The sequence below is a fragment of the Aerococcus sp. 1KP-2016 genome, assembly GCF_002252085.1.
GTDB lineage: Bacteria > Bacillota > Bacilli > Lactobacillales > Aerococcaceae > Aerococcus.
Window position 1 is genome coordinate 1 of the sequence record NZ_NEEY01000049.1, and the last position, 13,162, is coordinate 13,162.

Here is a 13,162-nt window from a genome sequence, read left to right on the forward strand (position 1 = left end):
TACTATAATAATGAACGCGGACAATGGAACCTAAAAAAATTGCCTCCTGTTCATTACAGGGAGCAATTTTTATCGGGTGTTGCATAAGGTCTTTTTTTTTAATGTCCTTGACACAGGGTCCATTTTAAATACTTGAAGGCTTTTTATCGATTAAATCCTAGCGTCGTTTTTCGCACTCTATCTAACCGCCTCTTGTCGCACTCCCAATTTATTTAGTAATAAATGCGACGGTTTCGTAAGGACTCAGGTCAAATTCACGGGTGAAGCTGTCGACAGGACCGTTGCCCAATAGTTTGACATATTCGCGGTCTAGGTCAACGCTATCTAGTAGGGTCACCTTAGTGGTACCAGGGTAGAAATGACTAAAGACATACAAGACCTGATCGCCCAAAGTACGGTAGTAAGCCAAGACTTCAGGATGGTCGGTCAACAATTCGTGGTAGGCACCGTCTTGGATGATTGGTAATTCATGGCGTAACTGAATCAATTGTTGGTAATAAGGGAAGATTTTGCCACTTTCCAATTCCTTAGCAACGTTGATTTCCTTGTAATTATCCGCAACTTTCAACCACGGGGTACCCGTAGTGAAGCCAGCATTTGCTGAATCATCCCATTGCATTGGTGTCCGTGACGTATCGCGTGATTTGAATTGGATGATTTCCATAGTTTCTGCTTCCGAAAGGCCCTTATCCAATAAAATTTGATAGTTGTTCCAAGTCTCGATATCGTTGTAATCGTTGATATCCGTGAAGTCAGGGTTGGTCATGCCAATTTCTTCACCTTCAAAGACATATGGTGTACCACGCATGAAATGAATGGTTTGTGCCAACATGGTGGCTGTTTCATAGGGATAGTTGACCGTGTCGCCGAAGCGGGAATTTGCGCGCGGTTGGTCGTGGTTATTCCAGAACAAAGCGTTCCAACCATTGCCATCCGACATGCCTTTTTGCCAATCGTTTAAAATGTCTTTTAGGGATTGGAAATCGAAATCAACTTTCGACCATTTCTCACCGTCAAGATAGTCGACTTTTAGGTGGTGGAAGGAGAAGATCATCGATAATTTTTCTTCATCCGGATTGGTATAGCGCACGCCATCTTCAATTGTCGTCGAAGACATCTCACCGACTGTCACAAAACCTTCGATATCGCCAAAGGTAGATGTTGCCATCTCCTGAATCCAGAGATGCGAATTTTCTGTATCTGTATAGAGGCGCTTCTCTTGAGTCGAACCCGGACCGTCAATTGAATCTTCTAGGATCTCGCTCTTACCAATCACATTCATAACGTCGAAACGGAAACCGCCCACACCTTTATCAATCCAGAAGCGTAAGATGTCAAAAAGCGCTTCGCGGACTTTTGGATTATGCCAGTTTAGATCGGCTTGGGTGACATCATATAGGTGTAAATAATACAAATCGGTATCACCAAACTGTGCCCAAGCAGGCCCACCAAACTTGGATTCCCAAGTGGTCGGTAGGGAACCATCAGCTTTCAAAGGACGCAAGTAGTAATACTCCTGGTATTCCTCGTCACCAGCTAGCGCCTTTTGGAACCATTCATGGTCAGTAGAGGAATGGTTTAGGGGCATGTCGAGCATGATATCGATTCCGCGGGCTTTGGCTTTTTGTGCTAGTTCTGTAAAATCGTCCATGCTCCCAAAACGGGGATCAATGGCGGTGTAGTCTGAGATGTCATAGCCGTTGTCGTGTTGGGGAGACGGGTAGAATGGGTTGAGCCAAATCATGTCAATTCCAAGTTTTTCTAAGTAGTCTAATTTGTCGATGATACCTCTAAAATCACCGAAGCCGTCGCCGTTAGCGTCGTTGAAAGATTTTGGGTAAATCTGGTAAATTACCTTTTTGCCAAGATTGTTTGTCATATGAATCCTTCCTCCTTTTCCTTTAAGAAAAAATGCTCGCCCGTGGTTGGTCTACCAAGGCGAGCGTTTGATTTGATATTTAGACACCCGCTACTATTTGAAGTCTACGTTGATGTCTAGTTTGTTTTTCGCTAAGAAGCCAGTTTTTCTGAAGATTAAAGTCAGTGTAAATGGTACCACAATCGCGATAGCCATTGCTAATAGGAACCAACCCCAGTATTGGAATTGAATTGCTAAGATACCTGGTAAACCACCAACACCGATTGAGTTAGCTGTGATACCAACACTTGTTGATAATAGACCAGCTAAACCTGAACCAATCATGGCTGCAACGAATGGGTAAACATATTTAATGGTAACCCCAAACATGGCGGGTTCTGTTACACCTAGGTAAGCAGATACGGCAGATGGAATAGTGATTTGGCTTTCTTTCTCGTCGTGACGTGTTGCCCACCAGATACCCATTACAGCAGATGCTTGGGCGATATTTGATAGGGCGATCATTGGCCATAGACCTGTACCACCAAAGTCAGCAACTAATTGCGTATCAATCGCGTTGGTCATATGGTGTAAACCAGTAATTACTAATGGAGAGTAAAGGGCACCGAAGATTAAACCGAATAACCAAGAAACTGGGCCAGTTAAACCTGCGTATACGATACCTGAGATAAAGGTACCAATCTTCCAACCAATCGGACCTAAGACTGTATGCGCCAAGATGATTGCTGGTAGTAATGATAAGAATGGTACGAAAATCATTGAAACCATTTCTGGGATACGTTTACGCCAGAAGATTTCTAACCAAGATAAAGCTAGACCGGCAAACATAGCTGGTAATACTTGTGCTTGGTAACCAATCATGTCTAATTGGAAGAAACCAAAGTCCCATTGTGGTACTTCACCAGCAGCTAGGGCTGCAGGGGCTGCATAAGCGTTTAATAATTGTGGTGATACCAAGGTAATTCCTAATATAATACCTAAAATTTGGGTTGTACCCATTTTACGGGTTACTGACCAAGTAATACCTACTGGTAGGAAGTGGAAAATCGCTTCACCTGGTAACCATAGGAAACTGTTTACGCCTGACCAGAATTGAGATACATCAACGATGGTGTTGTAAATGGGTGTACCATCGGCAGCTGTTTGGGCTGCACCTTCGACAATTTTTTGACCAAGGAATGACATTGGTACGCCTTCAAGTACGTTACGGAAACCTAAGATAAGACCCCCAACGATAATGGCTGGAATAATAGGGGCAAAGATTTCAGCTAGGAAAGTCATGGCTTTTTGTAGCCAGTTTTGTTGTTGATTAGCGGCAAGCGCTTTCACTTCTTCCTTAGAAGTACCGGTTACACCTGAAACAGCTTGGAAATCATTATAAAATTCAGCAACCTTGTTTCCAATGATGACTTGGAATTGACCTGCTTGGGTAAATGTCCCTTTTACAGAATCCAAATTTTCAATTGCTTCAACATTCGCTTTTTTGGGATCATTTAGCACGAACCGCATACGTGTCGCACAGTGAGTTACCGCGCCAATATTTTCTTTACCACCAATGTCTTCTAACAAGGCTTTGGCATCTTGTTTGAAATCACTCATTCTCTTCTCCTCCTTAATATACTCGGATAATTCTGATAACAGCTGTTTGAAACAGCAACCCATATTGCAAAAATTAACAGACTTGTCTATACAAGTTATTTACACCTTTATTATATAATGATACCGTTTTCAAATCAAGCATTAAATTTGAAGTGGAAAATTTTTTTTTAAGGGACTAGTTAATAGGAAGAAAAGTAATCAAATGCGTTGCCAGTTGGGGATAGCTGTTGGTATGCCTGTTAGAAAGTGGTAAAATTAGCCATGATTTAAAATAGAAAGAGGTGTGGCATGACGGAAGACAACCAAGAAAAGTTGGGGGCGTCGACAGAAGACCAAATCAAATTCATGCAGGCAGCCATAGATGAAGCAAACAAGGCAGCAGCCATTGGTGAAGTGCCGATTGGGGCGGTCGTTGTGTATAAGGGGGAAATTATTGGTCGCGGGCATAATTTACGCGAAACCAGCCAGAATGCAACTACTCATGCTGAAATGATTGCGATTCAAGAAGCCAATAAAAATCGCGATTCTTGGCGATTAATGGATGCAGATTTATATGTCACGCTTGAGCCGTGTCCCATGTGCTCAGGTGCCATGATTCAAAGCCGCGTACGTCATGTGTATTTTGGTGCCTATGATCAAAAAGGTGGAACGGCGGGGACGCTGATGAACTTGTTGCAGGATAGTCGTTTTAACCATCAAGTGGGTGTTACGGGTAGCTTAATGCATGATGAATGCCAGAAACTCTTGCAAGATTTCTTTGCAGCACTACGAATCAAGCGCAAAAATGCCAGTCGCAAGCCCAAATTGGATGCCTAGAAAATGCAATTATATCGGGCATTTTAATCGATTTAAGCCCGGTTTCGAAAGATTGTATAAATATTTTAAATAAGCGTTTTCTTTGTTATAATTAGAGTGTTAAATCGCTTTAGGGAGGTGAATGAATTGACCAGCAAAACATTAGAACAAGTTGTCGATACTGAAAAGGCTACGAAAGACCTCGTAAAACAATACGCGGAGAAACGTGAAGCTTTATCAGCTGATAAAGAGCGTCAGATAGCAGCATGGACATCTGAAAAGGATGCAGCCATAAACGCCTTTCAACAAGCACAAGTAGATGCCAACCAAAAAGTGTTAGAAGCATACCAAGCTGAAGAAAAAGCTAAGAATGATCAAGAAATTCAAGAATTGAAAGATAAATTCAAGAATGACCTGCCCGCTTTAGTTTCAGTTGTAATTTCGGAGGTGAAAAATAGTTATGGCAATCGCTAAGATGCAAAAAGTATCGCTTGTGACGGCGCCAAATAACAAGGAAAAATTGTTATATACCTTACAAACGATGCAAAATATTGAAGTCAGTGACTTATCTTTAAAGATTACCGGTGATGACTTAACCTTCAACAACAACTACCAAAATCAAAACGACTATCAAGTTTTGTACGAACGTGGTCGAGAAGTCCTCAAGTTCTTGAGCCAATATCAAGCTAAAGGATCTTTAAAAGAAAAAATCACTGCGAAACGTCCTGAGATGACTATGGATCAGCTACATGAAAGTGTCGATGATTCGGCAGCACTTGCCCTTATTGAGCAAGTGGAGGCCTTGAGACAAAAACGAAATGATATTCAAGACCAACGTCAACATGTGGAAGATGAGCAGACAGCCATTGCAAAATGGCGTGCCCTAACTCTTGACCCACAAACGCTAACATCACTTGATTTGTTCCAAGTACGCTTGGGTACAATCCCTAATGATGAAAATCGCGTTCATTTTAACCAATTGAAGGCAAGTGAACATGTAGCGGTCGAAGAAATCTTTTCGGACGAAAATGAAATTGGTGTGGCTGTTGTTGCCTTACCAGAACATAAAGATGAAGTACAAGCAGCTTTGAGCGAGAACTACTTCTCTGAAGTCGATTTTGCTTATAGTCAAACACCAGAAGCAAGTTTCCAAAAATTAGAACAAGAGCGTAAACAATTCATTGACGATGAAAAGCAGGTTGTCAACCAATTGAAAGACCTGCAGGCTTCTAAAGCCACCATCCAATTAGCGGTCGAGGAATTCTTCAACCGCAGCCAACGTGCGAATGCGGCGAAATTGTCTTACGACAATCAACACTTGTCCTTATTCAGCGGTTGGGTAGAAGAAGCGCAAGTTGGTGAATTGCAAAGTGTCCTAGAAAACACCTTTGACAGCCAAGAGGTTGCGGTCATTCTTGAAGAAACTACTGAAGCGGAAGTAAATGCTGAAGAAGTACCAATTAAACTGCACAATAATGGCATTGTCGCACCATTTGAAATGATTACCGAAATGTTCTCATTACCAAATTACCGCGAAAAAGATCCAACCAACTGGGTAGCTATTTTCTATATGCTATTCTTTGCCATGATGATGGGAGACTTTGGTTATGGTGCCTTATTATGCTAGGTACATTTATCGCCCTTAAGGTGATGGATTTACGCAAGGGTGCGAAACGTTTTGTGACGTTTGGTCATATCCTATCTTATCCAACAATGTTGGTAGGGTTAGCTTATGGATCAGCATTTGGGGTCACTCTACCATTTGGTATTTTGAATCCAACAGAAGATGCCTTGACCTTGATGATTATTTCTTTAGTCATTGGTTATGTACATATATTCGTAGCCCTTTGCTTAAACATTCGCTTACAAGTTTCACGTAAAGACTGGTCGAGTGCTTATAACGATGGTATCGGTTGGTTGAGCTTAATGATTGCTTTGGCAATTGGTATTGCGGGTATGCTCTTGAGTGTGCCAGTACTTGTAACTGTTGCAACATGGCTAGCCATTATTGCCGCCGCAGGAATTATTTTGATTCCTATATTTACAAGCGATAATAAGGCAGTCGGTGGGGTAGTTGGTTTGTATAATTTATACGGTGTTTCTTCCTATGTAGGGGACTTCGTATCCTATACACGTCTAATGGCCTTGGGTATTGCAGGGGGTGCCATTGGTATGTCCTTCAATATCCTATTTACGATTTTACCGACACCAGTTCGATTTACAGCAGGTATCGTGTTAATTATCGTCTTACAATTATTCAACATGTTCCTATCCCTACTATCTGCTTATGTACATAGTATGCGTTTAATCTTCGTTGAATTCTTCGGTAAGTTTTATGAAGGTGGCGGTCGTGCCTTTAAGCCAATCCGCACCTTGCAAGAATTTGTTTCTTTAAAAGATGTAAAAGAAAATTAGTCACTCAAAACAATAAATGGAGGTTTACATAAAATGAATACATGGTTTGATTTCTTTGTTGAAAATGGCGGTACTATCTTTGCTATGCTAGGTGTCGCAGTTGCAGTTTTATTCTCAGGTATGGGTTCAGCACGTGGTGTTGGGGAAACTGGTGCGGCAGCAACAGCTTTAGTAAAAGACCAACCTGAAAAATTCGCACAAACATTGATTCTACAATTATTACCAGGTACACAAGGTCTTTACGGCTTCGTTATCGGTATCATGATTTACCTAAACTTGGGTAACGGTTTAGACCTATCTCAAGGTTTACAATACTTAATGGCTGCATTACCAATCGCTTTTGTTGGATGGATTTCAGCACGTTGGCAAGGTTATACTGCGACAGCTGGTTTACAAATCCTAGCAAAACGTCCAGAAAACGTAGCTAACGCTATTATCTACTCTATCATGGTTGAAACTTACGCAATCTTAGCATTCGTTATTTCCCTATTATTAGTTCTTTCTGTTGGTTAATCACATACATTTAGCAAACCACAAGAAGGAGGATGAGTCGAATGGCGGATATTCAAACTTTAGTTAATCAAGTCCTTGCGCGCGCTGAACAAGAGGAACAAGCGAAGCTACAAGCATTTGAAACTGAAACTGATGAAGCGTTAAAAACAGCGAAAGCTCAAATCGATGAACGTACTGAAAATGAAAAACGTCACATCGAGGCAGCGGAAGCCCAAAAATTACAAACAAAAAAACAAAGCTATTTGAACACTTTGCGTAATGAAAAATTACAGGCCAAACAAGCCTTATTAGACAGTGTTTACCAAGAAGCCATTGTTGGCTTACAACAATTGTCTAGTGAAGAATTCACTGGTTTAATCCGGGGTGCCTATGCGCAATTGGATACACTTGAAAATGCAGAATTGAAGATTGGCGAATTTAGCCAACATCAATTCGATGTCGACCAAGTGCGTGCGATAAATGATCAAGTTCAAATTGCTGACGAATTTATTGCCAAACGTTCAGGCTTTATTATTAGCCAAAATGATGTAGATTATAACTTCACCTTTGAAGCTATTATTGATCAAAAGAAAGCTGTTTTAGGACCAAAACTTGTCAAACACGCATTCTAATAGAGGGGAGAGAAATTCATGCCAAACGCTACATATGCACAATTGGATACATCCATTCGTGTCAAAGAAAGTAGTTTGCTAGCTAAAGAAGATTATGATGCACTACTTCGTGCCAGCTCCCTTGAAGACGTGTTTGCTGCCCTACGGAAGACCAATTACCATGTGCCGGAAGATATTATACAGACACATGATTTTGACGGGTTCCTAACCCGTGATTTACGTGATACATATGCTGATTTATATGAACAAACACCTGTGAATGCGGTGGTGGATATCTTCGCCTTACGCTATAGTTACCACAATTTGAAAGTATTATTCAAAGAATGGTATACAGACAGAGATTTATCCAGCATGTATATCCCAATTGGTCGTTTCTCTATTGAAGCCTTAAGAACCTTAATGAAGACGGGTGACGGGAATCAATTCCCAGACATTATGAAAGCAGGTGTCTTAAAAGCACGTAGCTATTATGATGAAACTGAGGATTTGGATAGCTTATCTATCATGTTAGACCAAGCCTATTTGAGTCATTTACGTGCCATTGCAGATCACATTCAAGACCTTGAAGCTATGAAAGTAATCATGATGATCATTGACCTTGAGAACCTTTCAACAGTAGTTCGGGCCATGAAACAAGGGCGTTCACGAGAATTCTTAGCGGCCGTATTAAGTAATGACGGAACATTTGAAAAAGCTGAATTAATCGAATTAGCGGGTACGAAAGATTATAATCGAGTAGTGGAGAAATTTGCGAGTCTACCATATGCAGGTAACCTGTACGAAAAAATCGACGCAAAAGACCCTATCGATGTTGTGAAATTAGAAAAACGCATTAAACAAATTGAAGCTGATGAAATGCGTCAAGCAGCCTGGGTACCATTCGGGCCAATGCCAGTCATCGCCTACATGCATTTCAAGGAAAATGAAGTAGCCAATTTACGTTTGATTCTAAATGCGAAAGAATATGACTTAGATCAGTCAGTCGTTGAAGAAAGGATGCAACCAATTTATGGCTTATAAAATCGGAGTTGTCGGTGAAAAAGACGTTGTTGTTCCTTTCCAATTGATTGGATTTGATGCTTACCCTGTTATTTCAGGCCAAGAAGCACGCGAAACCATTCGTACAATGGCCGATGAGGGTTATGGTGTCATCTATTTGACCGAGACAATCGCTACACAAATTCCAGATACCGTTAAATTTTATGATACACAGGTAACACCAGCCATTATTCTGATTCCTTCACATGAAGGAAGTTTGGGCATCGGTAAGGAACGTGTGAATGCCAATGTTGAAAAAGCAATTGGTCAAAATATTTTATAATCCATAAAAAACGGGTTCGTAGATAATATTCGCTACGAACTTGTACAAGTAAACATAGAAAATGATAAGAGGGAGGAACAGTTTTGAAAGACGGAAAAATCATTGAAGTTTCCGGTCCACTGATTAAAGCAAGTGGCATGGAAGAAGCAGCTGTTCGTGATATTTGTTTAGTAGGAGAACTACAATTAACCGGAGAAATCCTAGAAATGCACGGTGACGTCGCTTCTATTCAGGTTTACGAAGAAACTTCTGGACTAGAACCTGGACAAAAAGTGGTGACAACTGGTCATCCATTGTCAGTTGAATTAGGACCAGGTATGTTGACAAAAATGTTCGACGGTATCCAACGTCCATTACAAGAATTCTTGGATACAACTGAATCTAACTACTTAGAACGTGGGGTACAAATTGATCCCCTAGACCGTACAGCTGTATGGCATTTCGTACCGACTGCTGAAGTTGGTGCGCAAGTATCTGCAGGTGACATCGTTGGTACTGTTAAGGAAGGTGCCGTAATCGAACACCGTATCATGATACCAGTTGGCGTATCTGGTACAGTCAAATCCATTCAAGAAGGTGACTTTACCCTTAACGATAATGTATACGTATTAGACACAGAACAAGGTGAGCAATCATTTACTATGGTGCAAACTTGGCCTGTACGTAAAGGGCGTCCATTCGCAGAAAAATATGCACCTAAGAAAATTATGACAACCGGTCAACGCGTAATCGACACCTTTTTCCCAATTTCTAAGGGTGGGGCTGCAGCCGTTCCGGGACCTTTCGGTGCTGGTAAAACAGTTGTACAACACCAAATTGCCAAATATGCTGATGTAGATATTGTGGTATACGTGGGTTGTGGTGAACGTGGAAACGAAATGACTGACGTTATTAACGAATTCCCAGAATTGATTGACCCTAAAACTGGTGAATCAATCATGGAGCGTACGGTATTAATTGCCAATACCTCAAACATGCCGGTAGCAGCGCGTGAAGCTTCTGTGTATACAGGAATCACGATTGCTGAATACTTCCGTGACATGGGTTACTCAGTAGCCATCATGGCCGATTCAACTTCTCGCTGGGCGGAAGCATTGCGTGAAATGTCTGGTCGTCTAGAAGAAATGCCTGGTGATGAAGGTTACCCAGCATACCTAGGTTCACGTATTGCTGAATACTATGAACGTGCAGGGATTGTCCGCACATTGGGTAGGGAAGGCCGCGTAGGTTCTGTAACTGCCGTAGGTGCCGTTTCACCTCCTGGTGGGGATACTTCTGAGCCCGTTACACAAAATACTTTACGTGTTGTGAAGGTATTCTGGTCATTAGACGCTAGATTATCACAACAACGTCATTTCCCAGCAATTAACTGGTTAAACTCATACTCACTTTACAATACAGATATCAACAAGGGTGTAGCAGAAGAACTTGGCGTTGATTGGGCTAAATGGGTACAAACAGCCATGACCATCCTAACTGAAGAAGATAGCTTACAAGAAGTTGTACAATTAGTTGGTCTTGATGCCCTATCTGAAACAGATAAGATGACTTTATTAGTTGCAGCTATGATTCGTGAAGGTTACTTACAACAAAATGCCTTTGATGACGTTGATACATCAACCTCTGCGAAGAAACAAGAAAAAATGTTGTTTAATATCTTAACTTTCAATACAGAAGCTCGTGCTGCAATGGATAAGGGTGCATACTACCAAGAAATCGCTGAAAATACAGTTGATTTACGTGAAAGCATCGTTCGTTCTAAATTTATCCCAGAAGATCAATTAGACAAAATCGACGCAATTAACGATGAAATTAAAGCCAAAATGGCAGAAATCGTGAAAGGAGGCACCCGCACATAATGTTAAAAGAATATAAATCAATATCAGATGTTTATGGTCCCTTGATGATTGTTGATGACGTTGAAGGCGTTAGCTATGATGAACTTGTAGAAATTCAAATGCAAACAGGCGAAAAACGTCTTGGACAAGTACTACAAGTCCAAGAAACACGTGCAGTCGTTCAAATCTATGGTGGTGGTTCTGGTATCAACTTACAAGATACCAAAGTTCGCTTCCAAGGTCGTCCGCTTGAATTTGGTGTGTCCGAAGATATGATTGGTCGTGTCTTTGATGGTTTAGGTAACATCAAAGATGGTGGACCTGAAATTATCGCTGACGAAAGTCGCGATATCAATGGTCAAGCAATCAACCCAATGGCACGTGACTATCCAGATGAATTTATTCAAACAGGTATCTCTACCATTGACCACTTGAACACACTCGTTCGTGGCCAAAAATTACCAGTATTCTCTGGTTCAGGTCTACCCCATAAAGAATTGGCAGCACAAATCGCGCGTCAAGCCTCTGTAATCGGTGACGACGAACAATTCGCCGTTGTCTTTGCAGCGATGGGTGTAACCTTCGAAGAAGCTGAATACTTCAAGGAATCATTCCGTGAAACAGGTGCCATCGACCGTTCAGTCCTATTTATTAACTTGGCGGACGAACCTTCAATCGAACGTTTGGCTACACCGAAAATTGCCCTAACTGCTGCAGAATACTTAGCTTACGAAAAAGACATGCAAGTATTGGTTATTATGACTGATATGACCAACTACTGCGAAGCTTTACGTGAAGTATCTGCTGCTCGACGTGAGGTACCAGGTCGTCGTGGCTACCCAGGTTACTTGTATACAAACCTATCAACCTTATACGAACGCGCTGGCCGTATTAAGGGCTCTAAAGGTTCTGTAACACAAATCCCTATCCTAACCATGCCAGAAGATGATATTACACATCCAATTCCTGACTTGACTGGTTATATTACTGAAGGGCAAATTATCCTAGACCGTGATTTAGATTCACGTGGGATTGAACCGCCAATCAATGTATTGCCATCATTATCTCGTCTAAAAGATAAGGGTACTGGTGATGGTAAGACGCGTAAAGACCATGCCGCGACAATGAACCAATTATTTGCGGCCTATGCGAAAGGTAAACAAGCCAAAGAATTGTCTCAAGTATTGGGTGAATCTGCCTTATCAGAAACAGATAAGAAATACGTAGAATTTACAACTGCTTTCGAAGATACCTACGTGAACCAAGGTTTCGAAACAAACCGTACAATCCAAGAAACATTAGACTTAGCTTGGGAATTATTACGCATCTTACCGCGTACTGAATTGACACGTATTAAAGATGATTTGATTAACGAATACATGCCTTCAACTGAAGGAGAGTGATCCTAAATGGCAAATGCCCTAAATGTGAAACCTACTCGTATGGAGTTGAGCACGCTTAAAGCGCGCCTCAAGGTTGCTGAGAATGGTTATGATTTATTAAAAGATAAGCAAGATGAATTAATGCGTCAGTTTATCGATTTAATCAAGGAAAACAACCGCCTTCGTAATGAAGTAGAAGACGAATTGTCAGGTGCTTTGAAGAACTTTGTTTTGGCGTCATCTTCGATGAATGATGCTTTTATGGAAGAAATCGTGGCCTTGCCAACCAAGCAAACCAATTTAGAGATTTCACGTAAGAATATTATGTCTGTTATCGTACCTGAGATGTCTTTTTCTTATGATGAGACTGCTGAAGGTGACGATGACAAGGAACTGAAATATGGTTATTTGAATACTTCTAGTGAGTTGGACGATGCCATTGAGGTTTTAAATGATGTAATGCCGAAACTATTGAAGTTGAGTGAAATCGAGAAGACTTGCCAATTGATGGCAACGGAAATTGAGTCAACACGTCGCCGTGTAAACGCACTTGAGTACCGCATGATTCCGAATTTCAAGGAAACAATTAAATATATCCAAATGAAACTAGACGAAAACGAACGCGCATCAATCACGCGTATGATTAAAGTCAAAGACATGGGGTAATAGCGTATGAAGAGGGTGGGACAAAACTACTTTTGCGAAAAAAGTAGTCCCACTTTCGTTTATTTTTATAAAGATATAGAAAAATACACGCCCACTACTGAACAAAAAAGTTCATAGTTTTGGGAGTGTATTTTTTTGAGAGA

At 41.1% G+C, this 13,162-nt stretch carries 14 protein-coding genes; 12 read left to right on the forward strand and 2 right to left on the reverse strand.

What is annotated here, in order from left to right:
- Positions 1–87, forward strand: an 87-nt coding sequence (locus tag B9P78_RS10735; protein WP_148138592.1) for an IS3 family transposase, incomplete at its 5' end; no start/stop codon positions are given.
- Positions 88–208: 121 nt separating this feature from the next.
- Here the strand turns inward: B9P78_RS10735 and treC are convergent.
- The gene (gene treC, locus B9P78_RS07935; RefSeq protein WP_094518943.1) at positions 209–1,879 is read right to left on the reverse strand and encodes an alpha,alpha-phosphotrehalase; all 1,671 of its coding nucleotides are present in this window, start codon (positions 1,877–1,879) and stop codon (positions 209–211) included.
- 93 nt (positions 1,880–1,972) lie between these two features.
- Entirely contained in the window at positions 1,973–3,478 is a 1,506-nt protein-coding gene (treP, locus tag B9P78_RS07940; RefSeq protein ID WP_094518944.1) for a PTS system trehalose-specific EIIBC component, read from the reverse strand.
- Positions 3,479–3,766: 288 nt separating this feature from the next.
- Here treP and tadA point away from each other — a divergent pair, with 288 nt between their 5' ends.
- From tadA to B9P78_RS07990, 11 genes are all read left to right on the forward strand, one after another.
- Positions 3,767–4,294 (forward strand): tRNA adenosine(34) deaminase TadA, encoded by a 528-nt coding sequence (gene tadA / locus B9P78_RS07945; protein ID WP_094518945.1) that lies wholly within the window; start codon positions 3,767–3,769, stop codon positions 4,292–4,294.
- Between the two features lie 117 nt (positions 4,295–4,411).
- Positions 4,412–4,747: a hypothetical protein gene (locus tag B9P78_RS07950; protein ID WP_199445763.1), complete on the forward strand. Its 336-nt coding sequence runs from the start codon at positions 4,412–4,414 to the stop codon at positions 4,745–4,747.
- Positions 4,734–5,900, forward strand: coding sequence for a V-type ATPase 116kDa subunit family protein (locus B9P78_RS10310; protein ID WP_233487796.1), 1,167 nt, complete (start codon positions 4,734–4,736; stop codon positions 5,898–5,900). Before B9P78_RS07950 ends, B9P78_RS10310 begins: the two co-directional genes overlap by 14 nt.
- On the forward strand, positions 5,894–6,688 hold the full coding sequence (locus tag B9P78_RS10315; protein WP_233487798.1) for a V-type ATPase 116kDa subunit family protein: 795 nt from the start codon (positions 5,894–5,896) through the stop codon (positions 6,686–6,688). Before B9P78_RS10310 ends, B9P78_RS10315 begins: the two co-directional genes overlap by 7 nt.
- Positions 6,689–6,721: 33 nt before the next feature.
- On the forward strand, positions 6,722–7,201 hold the full coding sequence (locus tag B9P78_RS07960; protein ID WP_094518947.1) for a V-type ATP synthase subunit K: 480 nt from the start codon (positions 6,722–6,724) through the stop codon (positions 7,199–7,201).
- A gap of 41 nt (positions 7,202–7,242) precedes the next feature.
- Complete coding sequence (locus B9P78_RS07965) at positions 7,243–7,812, forward strand: hypothetical protein (RefSeq protein WP_094518948.1); 570 nt, start codon at positions 7,243–7,245, stop codon at positions 7,810–7,812.
- An 18-nt stretch (positions 7,813–7,830) separates the two neighbouring features.
- Positions 7,831–8,832: a V-type ATPase subunit gene (locus B9P78_RS07970; RefSeq protein WP_094518949.1), complete on the forward strand. Its 1,002-nt coding sequence runs from the start codon at positions 7,831–7,833 to the stop codon at positions 8,830–8,832.
- Positions 8,822–9,133: a V-type ATP synthase subunit F gene (locus B9P78_RS07975; protein ID WP_094518950.1), complete on the forward strand. Its 312-nt coding sequence runs from the start codon at positions 8,822–8,824 to the stop codon at positions 9,131–9,133. The genes B9P78_RS07970 and B9P78_RS07975 overlap by 11 nt, the downstream gene beginning before the upstream one ends.
- An 83-nt stretch (positions 9,134–9,216) precedes the next feature.
- Positions 9,217–10,992: a V-type ATP synthase subunit A gene (locus B9P78_RS07980; protein ID WP_094518951.1), complete on the forward strand. Its 1,776-nt coding sequence runs from the start codon at positions 9,217–9,219 to the stop codon at positions 10,990–10,992.
- A complete protein-coding gene (locus tag B9P78_RS07985) occupies positions 10,992–12,374 on the forward strand; it encodes a V-type ATP synthase subunit B (RefSeq protein ID WP_094518952.1) in 1,383 nt (460 codons plus the stop codon). The genes B9P78_RS07980 and B9P78_RS07985 overlap by 1 nt, the downstream gene beginning before the upstream one ends.
- Before the next feature lie 6 nt (positions 12,375–12,380).
- Positions 12,381–13,019 carry a V-type ATP synthase subunit D gene (locus tag B9P78_RS07990; protein ID WP_094518953.1) on the forward strand — a complete coding sequence of 213 codons (639 nt, stop codon included), beginning with the start codon at positions 12,381–12,383 and terminating at the stop codon, positions 13,017–13,019.
- The last annotated feature ends 143 nt before the right edge of the window (positions 13,020–13,162 follow it).

What these genes read in the sequence shown, in the direction of transcription:
- treC (WP_094518943.1), bottom strand. Translation starts at nt 1,879, where the DNA reads ATGACAAACAATCTTGGCAAAAAGGTAATTTACCAGATTTACCCAAAA.
- treP (WP_094518944.1), bottom strand. Translation starts at nt 3,478, where the DNA reads ATGAGTGATTTCAAACAAGATGCCAAAGCCTTGTTAGAAGACATTGGT.
- tadA (WP_094518945.1), top strand. Translation starts at nt 3,767, where the DNA reads ATGACGGAAGACAACCAAGAAAAGTTGGGGGCGTCGACAGAAGACCAA.
- B9P78_RS10310 (WP_233487796.1), top strand. Translation starts at nt 4,734, where the DNA reads ATGGCAATCGCTAAGATGCAAAAAGTATCGCTTGTGACGGCGCCAAAT.
- B9P78_RS10315 (WP_233487798.1), top strand. Translation starts at nt 5,894, where the DNA reads ATGCTAGGTACATTTATCGCCCTTAAGGTGATGGATTTACGCAAGGGT.
- B9P78_RS07960 (WP_094518947.1), top strand. Translation starts at nt 6,722, where the DNA reads ATGAATACATGGTTTGATTTCTTTGTTGAAAATGGCGGTACTATCTTT.
- B9P78_RS07965 (WP_094518948.1), top strand. Translation starts at nt 7,243, where the DNA reads ATGGCGGATATTCAAACTTTAGTTAATCAAGTCCTTGCGCGCGCTGAA.
- B9P78_RS07970 (WP_094518949.1), top strand. Translation starts at nt 7,831, where the DNA reads ATGCCAAACGCTACATATGCACAATTGGATACATCCATTCGTGTCAAA.
- B9P78_RS07975 (WP_094518950.1), top strand. Translation starts at nt 8,822, where the DNA reads ATGGCTTATAAAATCGGAGTTGTCGGTGAAAAAGACGTTGTTGTTCCT.
- B9P78_RS07985 (WP_094518952.1), top strand. Translation starts at nt 10,992, where the DNA reads ATGTTAAAAGAATATAAATCAATATCAGATGTTTATGGTCCCTTGATG.
- B9P78_RS07990 (WP_094518953.1), top strand. Translation starts at nt 12,381, where the DNA reads ATGGCAAATGCCCTAAATGTGAAACCTACTCGTATGGAGTTGAGCACG.